The 16,878-nt window shown below is 60.5% G+C and carries 14 protein-coding genes; 10 read left to right on the plus strand and 4 right to left on the minus strand.

Features of this window, described 5'->3' with window-relative positions; translation table 11 throughout:
* Positions 1-39: 39 nt before the first annotated feature.
* Complete coding sequence (locus ACZ9BB_RS11695; protein WP_476213914.1) at positions 40-1,524, minus strand: NCS1 family nucleobase:cation symporter-1; 1,485 nt, start codon at positions 1,522-1,524, stop codon at positions 40-42.
* A gap of 622 nt (positions 1,525-2,146) precedes the next feature.
* Between ACZ9BB_RS11695 and hydA the strand changes: the two genes are divergently transcribed.
* The 3 genes from hydA to preA all read left to right on the plus strand — a co-directional run bounded on the left by hydA (position 2,147) and on the right by preA (position 6,437).
* Complete coding sequence (hydA, locus tag ACZ9BB_RS11700; protein WP_476213915.1) at positions 2,147-3,586, plus strand: dihydropyrimidinase; 1,440 nt, start codon at positions 2,147-2,149, stop codon at positions 3,584-3,586.
* 208 nt (positions 3,587-3,794) lie between these two features.
* Positions 3,795-5,162 (plus strand): NAD(P)-dependent oxidoreductase, encoded by a 1,368-nt coding sequence (locus ACZ9BB_RS11705; protein WP_476213916.1) that lies wholly within the window; start codon positions 3,795-3,797, stop codon positions 5,160-5,162.
* Entirely contained in the window at positions 5,163-6,437 is a 1,275-nt protein-coding gene (gene preA, locus ACZ9BB_RS11710; protein ID WP_476213917.1) for an NAD-dependent dihydropyrimidine dehydrogenase subunit PreA, read from the plus strand. It begins immediately after the preceding gene.
* Between the two features lie 78 nt (positions 6,438-6,515).
* On the opposite strand, the gene ACZ9BB_RS11715 is transcribed toward preA, so the two are convergent.
* Entirely contained in the window at positions 6,516-7,136 is a 621-nt protein-coding gene (locus tag ACZ9BB_RS11715; protein ID WP_007937670.1) for a TetR/AcrR family transcriptional regulator, read from the minus strand.
* A 139-nt stretch (positions 7,137-7,275) separates the two neighbouring features.
* Between ACZ9BB_RS11715 and copC the strand changes: the two genes are divergently transcribed.
* The gene (copC, locus tag ACZ9BB_RS11720) at positions 7,276-7,641 is read left to right on the plus strand and encodes a copper homeostasis periplasmic binding protein CopC (RefSeq protein ID WP_476213918.1); all 366 of its coding nucleotides are present in this window, start codon (positions 7,276-7,278) and stop codon (positions 7,639-7,641) included.
* A 3-nt stretch (positions 7,642-7,644) separates the two neighbouring features.
* Positions 7,645-8,505 carry a copper homeostasis membrane protein CopD gene (gene copD / locus ACZ9BB_RS11725; RefSeq protein ID WP_476213919.1) on the plus strand — a complete coding sequence of 287 codons (861 nt, stop codon included), beginning with the start codon at positions 7,645-7,647 and terminating at the stop codon, positions 8,503-8,505.
* A gap of 174 nt (positions 8,506-8,679) precedes the next feature.
* Here the strand turns inward: copD and ACZ9BB_RS11730 are convergent, their stop codons facing one another.
* Positions 8,680-9,810: an HlyD family secretion protein gene (locus ACZ9BB_RS11730; protein ID WP_476213920.1), complete on the minus strand. Its 1,131-nt coding sequence runs from the start codon at positions 9,808-9,810 to the stop codon at positions 8,680-8,682.
* The gene (locus tag ACZ9BB_RS11735; RefSeq protein ID WP_476213921.1) at positions 9,807-11,471 is read right to left on the minus strand and encodes an MFS transporter; all 1,665 of its coding nucleotides are present in this window, start codon (positions 11,469-11,471) and stop codon (positions 9,807-9,809) included. Before ACZ9BB_RS11735 ends, ACZ9BB_RS11730 begins: the two co-directional genes overlap by 4 nt.
* Positions 11,472-12,065: 594 nt before the next feature.
* Between ACZ9BB_RS11735 and ACZ9BB_RS11740 the strand changes: the two genes are divergently transcribed.
* The 5 genes from ACZ9BB_RS11740 (at position 12,066) to ACZ9BB_RS11760 (ending at position 16,758) form a co-directional block, all read left to right on the plus strand.
* Entirely contained in the window at positions 12,066-12,890 is an 825-nt protein-coding gene (locus tag ACZ9BB_RS11740; RefSeq protein WP_476213922.1) for an NAD-dependent epimerase/dehydratase family protein, read from the plus strand.
* A 44-nt stretch (positions 12,891-12,934) separates the two neighbouring features.
* Positions 12,935-13,828, plus strand: a complete 894-nt coding sequence (locus ACZ9BB_RS11745; RefSeq protein WP_476213923.1) for an SMP-30/gluconolactonase/LRE family protein — start codon at positions 12,935-12,937, stop codon at positions 13,826-13,828.
* A 60-nt stretch (positions 13,829-13,888) separates the two neighbouring features.
* Complete coding sequence (locus ACZ9BB_RS11750; protein WP_476213924.1) at positions 13,889-14,872, plus strand: TRAP transporter substrate-binding protein; 984 nt, start codon at positions 13,889-13,891, stop codon at positions 14,870-14,872.
* A gap of 77 nt (positions 14,873-14,949) precedes the next feature.
* Complete coding sequence (locus tag ACZ9BB_RS11755) at positions 14,950-15,477, plus strand: TRAP transporter small permease (RefSeq protein ID WP_476213925.1); 528 nt, start codon at positions 14,950-14,952, stop codon at positions 15,475-15,477.
* On the plus strand, positions 15,478-16,758 hold the full coding sequence (locus ACZ9BB_RS11760; protein WP_018929696.1) for a TRAP transporter large permease: 1,281 nt from the start codon (positions 15,478-15,480) through the stop codon (positions 16,756-16,758). It begins immediately after the preceding gene.
* Positions 16,759-16,878 lie beyond the last annotated feature (120 nt).

Below are 16,878 nucleotides of genomic sequence, written 5' to 3' on the forward strand. Positions count from 1 at the left end.
TTTGGTGTATTCGAGGCCTGCTCGCGATGAGGCCATCCCTCACACCGCAGATTTCACGGCAGTAGGACTCGGCCGCATCGCACTCAACCCGTAATAAATCAGCCCACCAAGGGCCGAGCCGGTGAACCAGCCGTAGCTGTAGAACCAGCTGAATGCATCGCTGCCCAGCGACAGCAGCGTCAACACCACCGGCACGCCGAACGCGATAAAACCGAACCCGTTCCATGCCGGGTAAACGTCATCACGATAGAGACCTGCCAGGTCCAGCTGCTGTTTCTTGATCAGGAAATAGTCCACCACCATGATCCCGGCGATCGGGCCCAACAGGCTCGAATAACCCAGCAACCAGTTGGAATACACCGTCTCCAGGCTTAGATCCGAGACGATCAGCCCGAGCTTCTTCAGCAGTTCATGGGCCATCAGCGCCAACCCGACCAACCCCGTGAGCATCACCGCTGTAGTGCGGTTGATGTACTTGGGCGCGACGTTCTGGAAATCGTTGGTTGGCGACACGATGTTGGCCGCGGTGTTGGTGGACAATGTGGCAATGATGATCAGCGCCATGGCCAGTGCAACCCAGACCGGGCTCTGAATATGGCCGATCAGGGTGACCGGATCAGAGACGGTCACGCCCACCAGTTTTACCGAGGCGGCGGTCATCACCACGCCGAGGGAGGCGAACAGGAACATGGTCAGGGGCAAGCCGATGATCTGCCCGACGATCTGATCCTTCTGGCTTTTCGCGTAGCGGCTGAAGTCTGGAATGTTCAGCGACAAGGTGGCCCAGAACCCGACCATGGCGGTCAGCCCGGCGGCAAAGTAACTGACCACGCTGGCCCCTTCCGGACGCTTGGCCGGGATCGCCAGCAACTCGGTCATCGATACGTTCGGCATGGCCCACACCAACAGCCCCACGCCCACCAGCACCAACAACGGCGCCGAGAGGGTTTCCAGCCATTTGATCGAGTCCGCGCCGCGAATCACCACCCACAGGTTCAAGGCCCAGAACACCATGAAGCCGATCACTTCGCCGGTACCGCCGAGGGCTTTCCAGTCATCGAACACCGAGCCGAGAAACAGGTGGATCGCCAGCCCGCCGAACATGGTCTGGATGCCGAACCAGCCACACGCCACCAGGGCACGGATCAGGCACGGAATGTTCGAACCGAGGATGCCGAAGGACGAGCGCAGCAGCACCGGAAACGGAATGCCGTACTTGGTGCCGGGGAAGGCATTCAGGGTCAGCGGGATCAGCACGATGATGTTGGCGAACAGAATCGCCAGCAGCGCTTCGCCGACAGTCAGGCCGAAGTAGGCAGTGAGTACGCCGCCGAGGGTGTAGGTCGGCACGCAGATCGCCATGCCGACCCACAGCGCGGTGATGTGCCATTTGTTCCAGGTTCGTTCGCGCACCTTGGTCGGTGCCATGTCGTGGTTGTAACGGGGACTATCGAGGACATCGCTGCCGGCTTCGAGCTCAAACAAGCCGTCGCGCTCGGTCACTTGCGATCTGATCTGTTGCATGGCCGCTCCACTGTTCTTTTGATTATTTTTGCTCATCAGCGGCTGGCGCGAGGTGCGCGAGCCGGACGATGGCCGGAGAAACTGACAACGTTCATGGACCGGCCAAGGTGTCTGCGGCGGCATCAATAAACGTGCCGGGGGCTCCGCTGGCGCATTGGGCAGTGCCATAAAACTTCGCTAACCAACTGATGTTAATCAGCTTTATTTATTCAACTATTGAATCCGCGGCGAGTTGCCATGCCACTCAGGCCGAATGTCAGGCAAGTTGTCCGAACAGTCAGGACTCAATCTGGTGCATTCCTGTTTTTTTCAAAGGTTGCGCCTCAACCATAGACCATTCTCAAGCAGCTGATTTCACATAGAAAATCTTGACCATATTTCGAACCTGTCAAGTGCGTCAAAATGGTGAGAGGCCTCACCATTTTGGTGATTTTCATTTTTAATCGTTATTTTTCAATAAGTTAAAACGGTAATAAGCTTATAAAAAATATTCTTGCTCAATCCACAAACTGCAGCTAGCGTCTATTCTTGACAGCGCTGACAGGAATACATCGATTGGCGTCTGCTTCATATAAAACATCTAGAACCGGCAATAGCCGGTCATGCCTGCGAGGAACTCGGAATGTCTCTGTTGATCCGTGGCGCCACAGTTATTACCCATGATGAAAGTTATCGCGCCGACGTCTATTGCGCCGACGGCGTGATCAAAGCCATCGGTGAAAACCTCGATGTTCCCGCCGATGCGCAAGTGCTCGACGGCAGCGGCCAATACCTGATGCCCGGCGGCATCGATCCACACACGCACATGCAACTGCCCTTCATGGGCACGGTGGCCAGCGAAGACTTCTTCAGCGGCACTGCGGCGGGGCTCGCCGGCGGCACCACGTCGATCATCGACTTCGTGATTCCCAACCCGCAGCAATCGTTGATGGAGGCCTTTCATCAATGGCGCGGCTGGGCCGAGAAGTCGGCTTCGGACTATGGCTTCCACGTTGCCATCACCTGGTGGAGCGAGCAGGTTCGCGAGGAAATGGCCGAGCTGGTCAGCCAGCACGGGGTCAACAGTTTCAAGCATTTCATGGCCTACAAGAACGCGATCATGGCCGCTGACGACACCCTGGTGGCGAGTTTCGAGCGTTGCCTGGAATTGGGCGCGGTGCCGACCGTGCACGCGGAAAACGGCGAGTTGGTCTATCACCTGCAACGCAAGTTGATGGCGCAAGGCATCACCGGGCCGGAAGCGCACCCGCTGTCGCGCCCGTCGCAGGTGGAAGGTGAAGCCGCGAGCCGGGCGATCCGCATTGCCGAAACCCTTGGCACACCGCTGTACCTGGTTCACGTCTCGACCAAGGAAGCGCTCGACGAAATCACCTACGCCCGCGCCAAGGGGCAACCGGTCTATGGCGAAGTGCTGGCCGGGCATCTGCTGCTCGACGACAGCGTTTACCAACATCCGGATTGGCAGACTGCCGCCGGTTACGTGATGAGCCCGCCCTTCCGTCCTCGCGGCCATCAAGAGGCGCTTTGGCACGGCCTGCAATCGGGCAACCTGCACACCACCGCCACCGACCACTGCTGCTTCTGCGCCGAGCAAAAAGCCGCCGGTCGTGATGACTTCAGCAAGATCCCCAATGGCACCGCCGGTATCGAAGACCGCATGGCGGTGCTCTGGGATGAAGGGGTGAACACCGGGCGCTTGTCGATGCAGCACTTCGTTGCCCTCACCTCCACCAACACCGCGAAAATTTTCAACCTCTACCCGCGCAAGGGTGCGATTCGTGTGGGCGCCGATGCGGATCTGGTGCTGTGGGATCCGCAAGGCACGCGGACGATTTCAGCCAAGACTCATCATCAGCAAGTCGACTTCAACATCTTCGAAGGCAAGACCGTACGCGGCGTGCCGAGCCACACCGTCAGCCAGGGCCGAGTGGTGTGGGCCGATGGTGACCTGCGGGCCGAGCGTGGTGCCGGTCGCTACATCGAACGGCCGGCGTATCCGGCGGTGTTTGATTTGCTGAGTAAGCGGGCTGAGTTGCATAAGCCGACAGCAGTGAAACGCTGACCTGACCACCTGTGGCGAGGGAGCTTGCTCCCGCTGGACTGCGCAGCAGGCCCAAAACCAGTCGGCTCGGAGTGTCAGGACAACCGAATTGTCAGGAACCGGGGCGGCTTCGCTACCCAGCGGGAGCAAGCTCCCCTCGCCACAGGATGATGCGTAAAAACCAATGCCCACCAGAGGCAGTACCTCAATAACCGTGAGGCCAAACACCGTGATCAAGACCCTGAACCACCTCCCCCGTCCCCATGAGGACGCGGTAACCCTCGCCGGCCATTTCACCGATCTGGCGCCGCCGCTCAACGACCGTCAGGCGCATCTGGAAGCCTCGCGCTGCCTGTATTGCTACGACGCACCATGCGTGAACGCCTGCCCGAGCGACATCGATATTCCGTCGTTCATCCGCAATATCCATCAGGAAAACGTTCAGGGCGCCGCGCAGAAAATCCTCTCGGCCAACATCCTCGGCGGCAGTTGTGCCCGGGTCTGTCCGACGGAAATCCTCTGCCAGCAAGCCTGCGTGCGTAACAACGCTCAGGAATGCGCGCCGGTGCTGATCGGCCTGTTGCAACGCTATGCCGTGGACAACGCGAACTTCAGCGAACACCCGTTCCAGCGCGCCGCCCCGACCGGCAAGCGCATCGCCGTGGTGGGCGCCGGCCCGGCCGGTTTGTCATGTGCGCATCGCAGCGCCATGCACGGTCATGACGTGGTGATTTTCGAGGCCCGGGAAAAGGCTGGCGGCCTCAACGAATACGGGATCGCCAAGTACAAACTGGTGGACGATTACGCGCAGAAGGAGCTGGAGTTCCTGATGGGGATTGGCGGGATCGAGATTCGCCACGGCCAGAAACTCGGCGACAACCTGACCCTCAGCGAATTGCATCAGCAATTCGACGCGGTGTTCCTCGGCCTCGGCCTGGCCGCCAGCAAACAGTTGGGGCTGGCCCACGAGGACGCCCCTGGCCTGCTCGCCGCCACCGATTACATCCGTGAACTGCGCCAGGCCGATGACCTGACGCAACTACCGCTGGCCGAGCATTGCATCGTCCTCGGCGCCGGCAACACCGCCATCGACATGGCCGTGCAAATGGCCCGCCTCGGTGCCCGTGACGTGAATCTGGTGTACCGCCGTGGCGCCCCCGACATGGGCGCCACCGGTCACGAACAGGACATCGCCAAGGCCAATCAAGTGCGTTTGCTGACGTGGGCACAACCCGACGAAGTCCTGCTCGATGAGAACGGCCAGGTGCGTGGCATGCGCTTTGCCCGCACGCGGTTGGTGGAAGGTCGCCTGCAAACCACCGGCGAAACCTTCGAACTGGCCGCTGATGCGATCTTCAAAGCCATCGGCCAGGCTTTCGACGGCAGCGCCCTCGCCGATCCGCTAGCCCGTGAACTCAAGCGTCAGGGCGACCGCATCCTCGTCGACGAACAGCTGCGCACCAGCATCCCCGGCGTCTATGCCGGCGGCGACTGCACCAGCCTCGATCAGGACCTCACCGTGCAGGCCGTGCAGCACGGCAAGCTCGCCGCTGAGGCCATCAACGCTCAACTCATGCTCAACGTGGAGGCTGCGTAAATGGCCGATCTCTCGATTGTCTTCGCCGGCATCAAGGCCCCCAATCCGTTCTGGCTCGCCTCTGCGCCGCCGACCGACAAAGCCTACAACGTGGTCCGTGCATTCGAAGCCGGCTGGGGCGGTGTGGTCTGGAAAACCCTGGGTGAAGACCCGGCGGCGGTCAACGTATCGTCACGCTACTCGGCACACTTCGGGGCTAATCGGGAGGTGCTTGGTTTTAACAACATCGAGCTGATCACCGACCGTTCCCTGGAAATCAACCTGCGGGAAATCACCCAGGTCAAAAAGGACTGGCCGGACCGCGCGCTGATCGTCTCGCTGATGGTGCCCTGCGTCGAAGAATCGTGGAAAAGCATCCTGCCGCTGGTGGAAGCCACCGGGGCCGACGGCATCGAGCTGAATTTCGGCTGCCCCCACGGCATGCCGGAACGGGGCATGGGCGCGGCGGTCGGCCAGGTGCCGGAGTACGTCGAGCAGGTCACTCGCTGGTGCAAGACCTATTGCTCGCTGCCGGTGATCGTCAAGCTCACGCCGAACATCACCGACATCCGCGTCGCCGCCCGTGCCGCGCACCGGGGCGGGGCCGATGCGGTGTCGTTGATCAACACCATCAACTCGATCACCAGCGTCAATCTGGAACGCATGGTCGCCAACCCCGCCGTCGGCAGCCAAAGCACCCATGGCGGTTATTGTGGCTCGGCGGTGAAGCCGATCGCGCTGAACATGGTCGCCGAAATCGCCCGCGACCCGCAGACCCAAGGCCTGCCAATCTCGGGTATCGGCGGCATCGGCAGCTGGCGCGATGCCGCGGAATTCATTGCCCTGGGCAGCGGTTCGGTGCAGGTGTGCACGGCGGCGATGTTGCATGGTTTCCGGATTGTCGAGGAGATGAAGGACGGGTTGTCGCGCTGGATGGACAGTCAAGGCTACGCCAGCGTGTCGGATTTTACCGGGCGTGCGGTGGGCAATACCACGGACTGGAAATACCTGGACATCAACTATCAAGTGATTGCGAAGATTGATCAGGAGGCGTGTATCGGTTGCGGTCGCTGCCACATCGCTTGCGAAGACACCTCGCACCAGGCGATTGCCAGCCTCAAACAGGCGGACGGCACGCATAAATATCAAGTGATTGATGATGAGTGTGTGGGCTGCAATCTGTGTCAGATCACGTGTCCGGTGCAGGATTGTATTGAGATGGTGCCTATGGATACCGGTAAGCCGTTTCTGGATTGGAACCATGATCCGAGGAATCCGTATCACGTTTCCGTTTGATCGTTGAGGATCAAGAGATCGCAGCCTCGTTTCACTCGACAGCACCTACGGAGTGAAACGAGGCTGCGATCCTTTGATTTATGGCTCCAATCCGATCCCCCGCAAGATCACACTGGTCACCGTCTGCACCGCCCGCTCGAACTGCATATCCGACAACGGCTGATGATCATTAAGAATATTCACCTGATGATCGAAGTCGGCGTAGTGCTGGGTCGAGGCCCAGATCATGTACAGCAGGCTGGAAGGCTCTACCGGCAGGATGCGTTTGTCCTCCACCCACTGGCGAATTTTCGCTTCTTTCATCTTGGCCCAGTCGTACAGGCTCGCGTCCAGCTTCTCACCGAGGGTCGGTGCGCCGTGGATGATTTCGTTGGCCCAGACTTTCGAACCGTAAGGCCGGCTGCGGGAATGGTTCATCTTGGCGCGGATGTAGCTGCTGAGCACCACTCGCGGGTCGTCGAACATTTCGAAGCACAAGGCGTCCTGCTTCCAGACCTCCAGCAAGCCCAGCAATACCGCGCTGTACAGCTCGCTCTTGGTGCTGAAGTAGTAATGCAGGTTGGAACGCGGCAGTTGCACTTCGGCGGCGATGTCGGCCATGGCGGTGCTGCCGAAGCCTTTTTCGGCGAAGACCTTTTCGGCCGCCAACAGGATTTTTTCGACGTTACTGCGACGAATCTCGATCTTGTGATTGCCCATGAGGGCTCCCTGACAACAGCGTTGGTCAAGACTAGCATCCGCTCTGGATCGGGGCGACAGGGGAAAACGAAACTTCGTACAGCAGTCTTGGGGCAGGTAAACTGGCCGCCACTTTGAACTTGCCTGCAAGGTATCCACGATGCTGCTCAAGAACGCCCTGACCGCCACCGCCCTCCTCGGCTCGCTGCTCGCCGCCTCGTCGGTGTTTGCCCACGCCCACCTGAAAAGCCAGGTTCCGGCGGCCGACAGCACCGTCGCCGCGCCTTCGGAACTGCGCCTGGTATTTTCCGAAGGGGTTGAAGCGACGTTCACCAAAGTGATGATCAGCAAGGACGGTGCCGACGTGCCGGTGAAAAGCCTGGCCACCGAAGGTAGCGACAAGAAAACCCTGATCGTCACTCCGGCAGCACCATTGGCCGCTGGCGATTACAAAGTCGAATGGCATGCCGTGTCGGTCGACACCCATAAAAGTGAAGGCGCCTACCGCTTCAAGGTGGGTCAGTGATTCATGACTGATGCGCTGGTGCTGTGCCGCTTTGTGCATTTCACCGTGGTGTTGATGCTGTTCGGGGCCTGGGCGTTCAGGCCTTTGCTGTTGGGCCGCGAAACGAAGTGGCAGGATCCGGCCCTGGCGCGAGTGACTCGCTGGCTCAGCGTGGTGGCGTTGCTCAGCGGCGTCGGCTGGTTGCTGCTGATCACCGCCAGCATGGCCAGTTCCCCGGAGGCGGCATTCGACCCGGCGACGCTGAGTCTGGTGCTGAGCAATACCTTTTTCGGTCAGGTCTGGCGTTGGCATCTGCTGCTCAATCTGTTGCTCATGGCATTGCTGCTGACGCCTTGGCGTACAAACCTGCCCTTGCGCATCAGCCTTTCCAGCCTGCTGCTGGCGACACTGGCCCCGGTCGGTCATGGCGCCATGCTCGATGGCCTGCAAGGCCAGTTGCTGATCCTCAACCAGATCATTCACCTGACCTGCGTCGGCGCCTGGCTCGGTGGGTTGATGTTGCTGGTGATGATCCTGCGCCAACCGGCCGATCATCCCTTGAGCGCAATACTGCGACGCTTCAGCGGAATCGGCTACGCCCTGGTGGCGGGGCTGGTGATGACTGGCTTGATCAACGTGCGGGTATTGACCGGGGCGTTCTGGCCGACACCGTTGCTGTCCGGGTTTGCGCTGATTCTGTTGATCAAGGTTGTGCTGGTGATCGCGATGCTGGGGTTGGCGCTGTTCAACCGGCTGCGGATCGAGGATTGCCAACAGCGCCCGGGCCTGCTGCGTACCAGCGTTGCGCTGGAATGGTTGCTGGGAATAGGCGCGGTGGCAGCGGTTTCGCTACTGGGCACAATGCCCCCGATGATCGCCACCTGAATACAAATCCAATGTGGGAGCGGTCTGTGGCGAGGGGGCTTGCCCCCGTTGGGCTGCGAAGCAGCCCCAAAATCTCTGTTGTACCAAAAATCTTGTGAGTGCTACGCACTCAAACGGGGCGGTGCGGCGTTCCGACAAGCCCCCTCGCCACAGGTTGCTCCTACGGGGACCGTGTTAATCAGCGGTGATCGCGGCGGCGGTATCGATACTCACCACCACCGACATCCCCGGTCGCAACCGCTCGCTCTGTTCCTGATCGGCATCGACGGTGATCCGCACCGGCACCCGCTGGGCAATCTTGACGAAGTTGCCGGTGGCGTTGTCGGCCTGCAACAGGCTGAACTCGGACCCCGTGGCCGGCGAAATCCGCTGCACTCGCCCGTGGAATTTACGGTGGTTCAGCGCATCGACCGTGAAGCTCACCGGCTGGCCGACCCGCACGTTGTCCATCTGGGTTTCCTTCATGTTGGCGATCACCCACAACTGGTTCGGCACCAGTGCCATCAGCTGCGCGCCGGAGTTGACGTAGGCGCCGAGGCGCACGCCGATCTGCCCGAGTTGACCGTCACGCGGCGCCACCACGCGGGTGTTCGACAGGTCGATCCGCGCCAGTTGCACCGCCGCTTCAGCACTGGCCACCGCCGCTTCCAGCGAGCCGCGATTGACGATCACCGTTTGCAGATCCTGCCGGGCGATGTCCAGATTGGCCTGGGCTTGCGCCACGGCGGCAACGGTCTGGGCGTTGGCGGCCAGGGTCACGTCCAGCTCGCGTTTCGACACCGAGCCATCACCGACCAGCTCTTTGTTACGGCGCAAATCCGCTTCACTTTTGCGCAATTGCGCCTGGGCGTCGGCGACCGCGGCTTGACGCAGCTTGATGGTTGCTTCGGCACTGTTGCGTTGCTGCACCACGTTGGCCAGCGCGGCTTTCTGCACCGCCAGTTGTGCCAGGGATTGATCGAGACGCTGCTTGTAGATGCGGTCGTCGAGGCGCACCAGCAAATCCCCAGCCTTCACAAACTGGAAATCCTGCACCGGCACTTCGTACACGTAACCGCTGAGTTGCGGGCCGATGATCGTCACCTGCCCGCGCACCAGGGCGTTTTCCGTGGTCTCGACCGCGCTGCTGAACGGTGGCAATTGCCAGGCGTACAACACGATCAGTACACCGACGAGAGCAATCGCCGCAAAGCCCAGGGACGAGATGATCCGCACCCGCAGCGAACGCGGTTCGGTGCCCGGCGAGGATGGCGGCGTCACGCCTTCGGGGGTGGCGGCAATGGTGTTGGTGGTCGGTTCGGTCATGAAGAAGTGGCACCGCTGGGTGGTTTGGTTGGAGTGGCAGGCGCCGGGGTAATGGCTTGGGTAGTGCTCATCAGCCACAGGGCGCGAATGGAAATCCAGATCATGGTCAGCACCGCGATCACGGCAATCAGCATGAACACATCGTTGTAGGCCAGGATATTGGCTTCGCGGGTGGCCGCGGCGGCCAGGCTGCGAATGCCCTGCAGGTTGCGCAGGCTCGGGTCGGCGATCATTGAGCTGACCGCGTTGCCGCCGCTCTGCACCCGCGCCGTCACACGCGGGTCGAGCAACGTCAGCTGCTCGACGATGTGACTGGAATGAAACTTCTCGCGCGCAATCTGGAACGTCCCCAGCAGTGCTGCGCCGATCAAGCCGCCGAGGTTCTGGCAGATACCGAACAGCACCGAGAAACTCACCAGGTTGCGCGGGCTGGACAGCACGTTACGCATGCCATAGACCATGGTCGGACCGAGGAAAAACGTCCCACCAAAAGCCAGCAGAAACTGACTGAAATACAGGTTTTCCGGGCGGGTCAGGTTGTTCGAATAACTGTCCATCACCGAACCGACCGCCATCAGCGCCAAGGAGATGTTAAGCGGCATGATCAGGTGTTTGGGGTCGATGGTCAGGGCGCTGGTGGCCAGACCGGCAATACTGCCGATCAACATCACCACATACAGGCTGTGCAGCTGCTGACTGCTCATGTTCAGCGCCTGCATGAACCCCACCGCGCCGGTGGACTGCTCCGACGTCACCATGCGAATCAGGATCACCGCCAGGGCCAGGCGAATCATCGCCCCGCTGCCGAGCCAGCGGGTCATCAGCATCGGGTTGCTGCGGTTATGCTCAATGGCCAGGCCCGTGAGGATCAACACGATAGAAGCCGCCGAGGCCACCCCGATCCACTGCGCTTCCAGCCACCAGTCGATCCGCCCCAAAGACAACACCGCGCAGAGCAAGGCCACGCCGCTGGCGAGGATGGCGAAGGTCAGGAAGTCGAGTTTTTCGAAGGTTTTAAAACGGTCACCCGGCGGCAGTTTCAACAGAAACACGCAGCCCAGGGACAACAGCGCCATACCCAGCTCGAACAGATACAGCCCGCGCCATTCGGCGATCTGCAACAGGTCTTCGGAGAACAACCGCGCCATGGGCAACGCCAGTTGCGAGGTGCCGAGGCCTAACACCAGCGCCTTCATCCGCCATTTCGCCGGGAAGGCCTGGATCATGTAATACAGGCCCAACGAACTCAGCGCCGCACCGACCATGCCGTGGGCCGCGCGCACGGCGATCGCCGAACTCAAGTCATTGACGAACAAATGGCCGAAAGTTACCAGCGCATAGAGCATCAGAAACACTTCGGTGAACGCCCGCAGGCCGAACTGTTGACGAAACTTCACCAGCAGCAGGTTCATCGACACGTTGGTCATGACAAAGGCCGCCGGCAGCCAAGCCATCTCGGCGGTGGTCGCCCCCAGCGCGCCTTGCAGGTAAGGCAGGTTGGCGACCACCAGCGAATTGCCGAGACCACCGGTCAATGCCACCAGCACCCCCACCAGCGCGTAGGCCAGCCGCCTGGGGTTGGAGTGCAACGGCGTCGAGGGCGATCCGGGCAGGCTGGGCCGTTCGTGGGGCTGCCAGTCGCGCGGGGTGTAGTGATCCATTCGATGGCCTGGGTTCAAGGAGTGTTGTCAGTTTGCCACAGCTGAAACACAAATCCCTTGTGGGAGATTCCAGGGTTGAGGGAAAGCCCTCCACCGAAGTCATCATATAACTTGTGAGCACCAACGAATTCGATGAAAACCGGATTTTCATCAGCTACCCGTAAGGCGAGCCTCTTTTGCAGGCTGGAATAAAACCTTGGGGTGAGGGGCTTGCCCTAATGCGGATCAGTTAAGCCGTCATGCGATCTGTAGCAGCTGGCGAAGCCTGCACAGTGGGCATGACGGACAGCAGTGCCTGATTTTACGACTGCTGCGCAGCCGAACGCAGCCTCGCGAGCTCGACAGCTGCTACAGCCCCGAACGCAGGCTTCGCCAGCTTCTACAAAGAGTGTCGCGGTTGAAATTACTACTGACGGGTATTAGGGCTTCCCTCTCTGGCCACAGGTTCAGTGCAGTCATCGGGATGAACATGACCCTCCGTCATTTTCAACCAAAGTCGCGTTGACAAGCACCGGAAAGCCTACCAATACTTCGCCAAGTCATACGACAACCTACAACAAACCAATAACAACAACTTCATGTACAGGGACTTTCATGATGACCACACCCCCAGTCCGTGCGCCTTTCAATCGCCTGCTCCTGACCGGCGCCGCCGGTGGCCTCGGTAAAGTCCTGCGCGAACGCCTGCGACCTTACGCCAACGTTCTCCGTCTGTCGGACATCGCCGCCATGACACCGGCAATCGATGATCGCGAAGAAGTCGTGCCGTGCGACCTCGCCGACAAGCAAGCAGTACATCAACTGGTCGAAGGCGTGGATGCGATCCTGCACTTCGGCGGCGTGTCGGTGGAGCGTCCGTTCGAAGAGATTCTCGGCGCCAACATCTGCGGCGTGTTCCATATCTACGAAGCGGCCCGTCGCCATGGCGTGAAACGGGTGATTTTTGCCAGTTCCAACCACGTCATTGGCTTTTACAAGCAGGACGAAACCCTCGACGCCCACTCCCCTCGCCGCCCGGATGGCTATTACGGCTTGTCCAAGTCCTACGGCGAAGACATGGCCAGTTTCTATTTCGATCGCTATGGCATCGAAACCGTCAGCATCCGCATCGGCTCCTCGTTCCCGGAACCGCAAAACCGTCGAATGATGAGCACCTGGCTGAGCTTCGGCGACCTGACCCAGCTGCTCGAACGCACGCTGTACACCCCGGATGTCGGCCACACCGTGGTGTATGGCATGTCCGACAACCAGCACGTCTGGTGGGACAACCGTTTCGCCGCGCACCTGGGTTATGCGCCGCAAGACACGTCCGAAGTGTTCCGCGAAACAGTCGAAGCCCAGCCGATGCCCGCCGAGGATGATCCGGCCCGGGTCTATCAGGGCGGAGCCTTTGTCGCGGCCGGGCCGTTCGGCGACTGAACCCTTGCCACTCCCCCCATCACAACCCAAGGGAATGAGTTGCCATGCAAGCCGAATTGATTGTCGATGCCCGCAATGCGGTCGGTGAAAGCCCGGTTTGGGTCCCCGAGGAAAGCGCCCTGTACTGGGTCGATATTCCGGCCGGAAGGTTGCAGCGCTGGAGTGCCGACAGCGGGCACGTTCACGTCTGGAAAGCCCCGCAAATGCTCGCCTGCATCGCCCGCCACAGCGCTGGTGGCTGGATCGCCGGCATGGAAAGCGGATTCTTTCACCTGCACCCGCACAACGATGGCAGCCTCGACAGCGAACTGCTGGCCCACGTCGATCACACCCGCCCCGACATGCGCCTGAACGATGGGCGCTGTGATCGTCAGGGCCGGTTCTGGGCCGGCAGCATGGTGCTGAACATGGGCGCCAACGCCGCTGACGGTCGGCTCTATCGCTACAGCGCCGGGCAACCCGGACCACTCGCCGCCCGACTCAGCGGTTTCATCGTGCCCAATGGCCTGGGCTTCAGCCCGGACGGCAAGACGATGTACCTCTCGGACTCGCACCCCAACGTGCAACGGATCTGGACCTTCGATTACGACATCGACAGCGGCACACCGTCCAACCGTCGACTGTTCGTCGACATGCATCACGTCCTTGGCCGCCCCGATGGCGCCGCCGTGGATGCCGAAGGTTGCTACTGGATCTGCGCCAACGACGTCGGGCTGATTCACCGCTTCACCCCCGATAGTCGACTGGACCGTTCCCTTGCCGTGCCGGTGAAGAAACCGACCATGTGCGCCTTCGGTGGCAGCCGGCTCGACACGCTGTTCGTGACCTCGATCCGCCCCGCTGACGACCATGACGAACAGTCCCTGGCCGGCGGCGTATTCGCCCTCAACCCCGGCGTTCAAGGTTTACCGGAACCCCTGTTCAACGACTCGCTTTAACCGCTCCCGCCGCACCGCTGTGCCTTGAATAAAAAAATAACAAGACTGGAGAACCACCCCATGGACTTCAAACGCACGTTGCTCGCCGCTGCGCTTCCCATCACTGCAGCACTGACCTTCACCCTCAGTAGCGCCACCCAGGCGCTGGAAATCAAATTCGCCGACATCCACCCCGCCGGTTACCCGACCGTGGTCGCCGAAGAACAGCTGGGTAAAACCCTGGTGGCCGACAGCGACGGCAAACTGACCTTCAAGATGTTCGCCGGCGGTGTGCTCGGCTCGGAAAAAGAGGTGATCGAACAGGCTCAGGTCGGCGCCATCCAGATGGCCCGGGTCAGCCTTGGCATCGTCGGGCCAGTGGTGCCGGACGTGAACGTGTTCAACATGCCGTTCGTGTTCCGCGACCAGGCGCACATGCGCAAAGTCATCGACGGCGAGGTCGGTGACGAGATCCTCGACAAGATCACTAACTCCGAATTCAACCTGGTCGCCCTGGCCTGGATGGACGGCGGCACGCGCAATATCTACACCAAGAAACCGGTGCGCAGCCTCGCCGACCTCAAGGGCATGAAAATCCGCGTGCAAGGCAACCCGATGTTCATCGATACCATCAACGCCATGGGCGGCAACGGCATCGCGATGGACACCGGCGAGATCTTCAGTGCATTGCAGACCGGGGTGATCGACGGCGCGGAAAACAACCCGCCGACCCTGCTTGAACACAACCACTACCAGAACGCCAAGTTCTACAGCCTGACCGGGCATCTGATCCTGCCCGAGCCAATCGTGATGTCGAAAATCACCTGGGAAAAACTCACCCCCGACCAGCAAGTGCTGGTGAAAAAAGCTGCCAAAGCCGCACAGGCCCAAGAGCGCACGCTGTGGGATGCGAAGTCGGCCAGCAGTGAAGAAAAACTCAAGGCTGCCGGCGTCGAGTTCATCACCGTCGACAAAAAGCCTTTCTATGAAGCCACGGCGTCGGTCCGGGAAAAATACGGCGCGCCTTACGCCGACCTGATCAAGCGCATCGAAGCCGTTCAGTAACCCTCCCTAACATTCATGAAAGGCCCGGCGCCGCTGACGAGTGGATCGTCAGCGGCGCCCGGTTACGGTGAAACCCGATGAAGAATCTGCTGCTGCGTATCAACGACAGGATTTACATGACCTGCATCTGGGTTGCCGGCCTGTCGGTCCTGGCTATTTCTCTGATCATTCCCTGGGGCGTCTTCGCCCGTTACGTCCTGGGCACCGGTTCGAGTTGGCCGGAGCCCACCGCGATTCTGCTGATGATGCTATTCACCTTCATTGGTGCCGCCGCCAGTTATCGCGCCGGTGCGCACATGGCCGTGGCCATGCTCACCGACCGCATGGCCCCCGAACTGCGCAAGACCATGAGCATCGTTTCGCAGCTGCTGATGGCGACCATTTGCCTGTTCATGGCCATCTGGGGCACCAAGCTCTGCCTGTCCACCTGGAACCAGTTTATGAGCTCTCTGCCCACCCTGCGCGTGGGCATCACCTACATGCCGATCCCCGTGGGCGGTGTACTGACGCTGATTTTCGTGCTGGAAAAACTCTTGCTCGGTGACCAGAGCAACCGTCGGGTCGTGCGTTTCGACCTGGTTGAAGAAAGCGAAGGGGCGGCATGAATGGACGCATTGATCCTGTTGGGCAGTTTTATCGCGTTGATCCTGATCGGCATGCCGGTCGCCTACGCCCTGGGGCTTTCGGCCCTGATCGGTGCGTGGTGGATCGACATTCCGTTCCAGGCGCTGATGATTCAGGTCGCGGGTGGCGTGAACAAATTCTCGTTGCTGGCGATTCCGTTCTTCGTACTCGCCGGGGCGATCATGGCCGAGGGCGGCATGTCCCGGCGATTGGTGGCTTTTGCCGGCGTGCTGGTGGGGTTCGTGCGGGGCGGGTTGTCGCTGGTGAACATCATGGCCTCGACCTTCTTCGGGGCGATTTCCGGCTCTTCGGTGGCGGACACGGCGTCAGTCGGTTCGGTGCTGATTCCGGAAATGGAGCGTCGCGGCTACCCGCGGGATTTCTCCACCGCAGTGACGGTCAGCGGTTCGGTGCAAGCCCTACTGACGCCGCCTAGCCATAACTCGGTGCTGTACTCGTTGGCCGCTGGCGGTACCGTTTCGATCGCTTCGCTGTTCATGGCCGGCGTGGTGCCGGGGCTGTTGATGAGCGCGTGCCTGATGGTGCTGTGTCTGCTCTTCGCCAGAAAGCGCAACTACCCCAAGGGCGAAGTCATCCCCATGCGCCAGGCGCTGAAAATCTGCGGTGAAGCGATGTGGGGCTTGATGGCGATGGTCATCATCCTCGGCGGCATTCTCTCCGGCATTTTCACCGCCACTGAATCAGCGGCGATCGCGGTACTCTGGTCGTTTTTCGTCACCATGTTCATCTATCGCGACTACAAATGGCGCGAACTGCCCAAGTTGATGCACCGCACGGTGCGCACCATCTCGATCGTAATGATCCTGATCGGCTTCGCTGCCAGCTTCGGCTACATCATGACGCTGATGCAGATCCCGGCGAAGATCACCACGATGTTCCTGACCCTGTCGGACAACCGTTACGTGATCCTGATGTGCATCAACGTGATGCTGCTGTTGCTCGGCACGGTGATGGACATGGCGCCGCTGATCCTGATCCTCACGCCGATTCTGATGCCGGTGATTCTGGGCATCGGCGTGGACCCGGTGCAGTTCGGCATGATCATGCTGGTGAACCTGGGGATCGGCCTGATCACACCGCCGGTGGGCGCGGTGCTGTTTGTCGGCTCGGCGGTGGGCAAGGTCAGCATCGAAAGCACCGTGAAAGCGCTGCTGCCGTTCTACGGCGTGCTGTTCCTGGTGCTGATGGCCGTGACCTACATCCCCGCCATTTCGCTGTGGTTGCCGCATTTGGTGTTGTAACAACGGGTGGCAAATCTCCCTGTGGCGAGGGAGCTTGCTCCCGTTGGCTCGCGCAGCGGGCCCCAGCAATCTTCCAGAGGGACCGAGTTATCTGGATTTACGACTGCTTCGCAGCCGAAC

The sequence above is a fragment of the Pseudomonas sp. TE3552 genome, assembly GCF_056278945.1.

Excerpts from the sequence above, each read along its gene's own strand:
- ACZ9BB_RS11695 (WP_476213914.1), bottom strand. The coding sequence starts at position 1,524 with ATGCAACAGATCAGATCGCAAGTGACCGAGCGCGACGGCTTGTTTGAG.
- hydA (WP_476213915.1), top strand. The coding sequence starts at position 2,147 with ATGTCTCTGTTGATCCGTGGCGCCACAGTTATTACCCATGATGAAAGT.
- preA (WP_476213917.1), top strand. The coding sequence starts at position 5,163 with ATGGCCGATCTCTCGATTGTCTTCGCCGGCATCAAGGCCCCCAATCCG.
- ACZ9BB_RS11715 (WP_007937670.1), bottom strand. The coding sequence starts at position 7,136 with ATGGGCAATCACAAGATCGAGATTCGTCGCAGTAACGTCGAAAAAATC.
- copC (WP_476213918.1), top strand. The coding sequence starts at position 7,276 with ATGCTGCTCAAGAACGCCCTGACCGCCACCGCCCTCCTCGGCTCGCTG.
- copD (WP_476213919.1), top strand. The coding sequence starts at position 7,645 with ATGACTGATGCGCTGGTGCTGTGCCGCTTTGTGCATTTCACCGTGGTG.
- ACZ9BB_RS11730 (WP_476213920.1), bottom strand. The coding sequence starts at position 9,810 with ATGACCGAACCGACCACCAACACCATTGCCGCCACCCCCGAAGGCGTG.
- ACZ9BB_RS11735 (WP_476213921.1), bottom strand. The coding sequence starts at position 11,471 with ATGGATCACTACACCCCGCGCGACTGGCAGCCCCACGAACGGCCCAGC.
- ACZ9BB_RS11740 (WP_476213922.1), top strand. The coding sequence starts at position 12,066 with ATGATGACCACACCCCCAGTCCGTGCGCCTTTCAATCGCCTGCTCCTG.
- ACZ9BB_RS11745 (WP_476213923.1), top strand. The coding sequence starts at position 12,935 with ATGCAAGCCGAATTGATTGTCGATGCCCGCAATGCGGTCGGTGAAAGC.
- ACZ9BB_RS11750 (WP_476213924.1), top strand. The coding sequence starts at position 13,889 with ATGGACTTCAAACGCACGTTGCTCGCCGCTGCGCTTCCCATCACTGCA.
- ACZ9BB_RS11755 (WP_476213925.1), top strand. The coding sequence starts at position 14,950 with ATGAAGAATCTGCTGCTGCGTATCAACGACAGGATTTACATGACCTGC.
- ACZ9BB_RS11760 (WP_018929696.1), top strand. The coding sequence starts at position 15,478 with ATGGACGCATTGATCCTGTTGGGCAGTTTTATCGCGTTGATCCTGATC.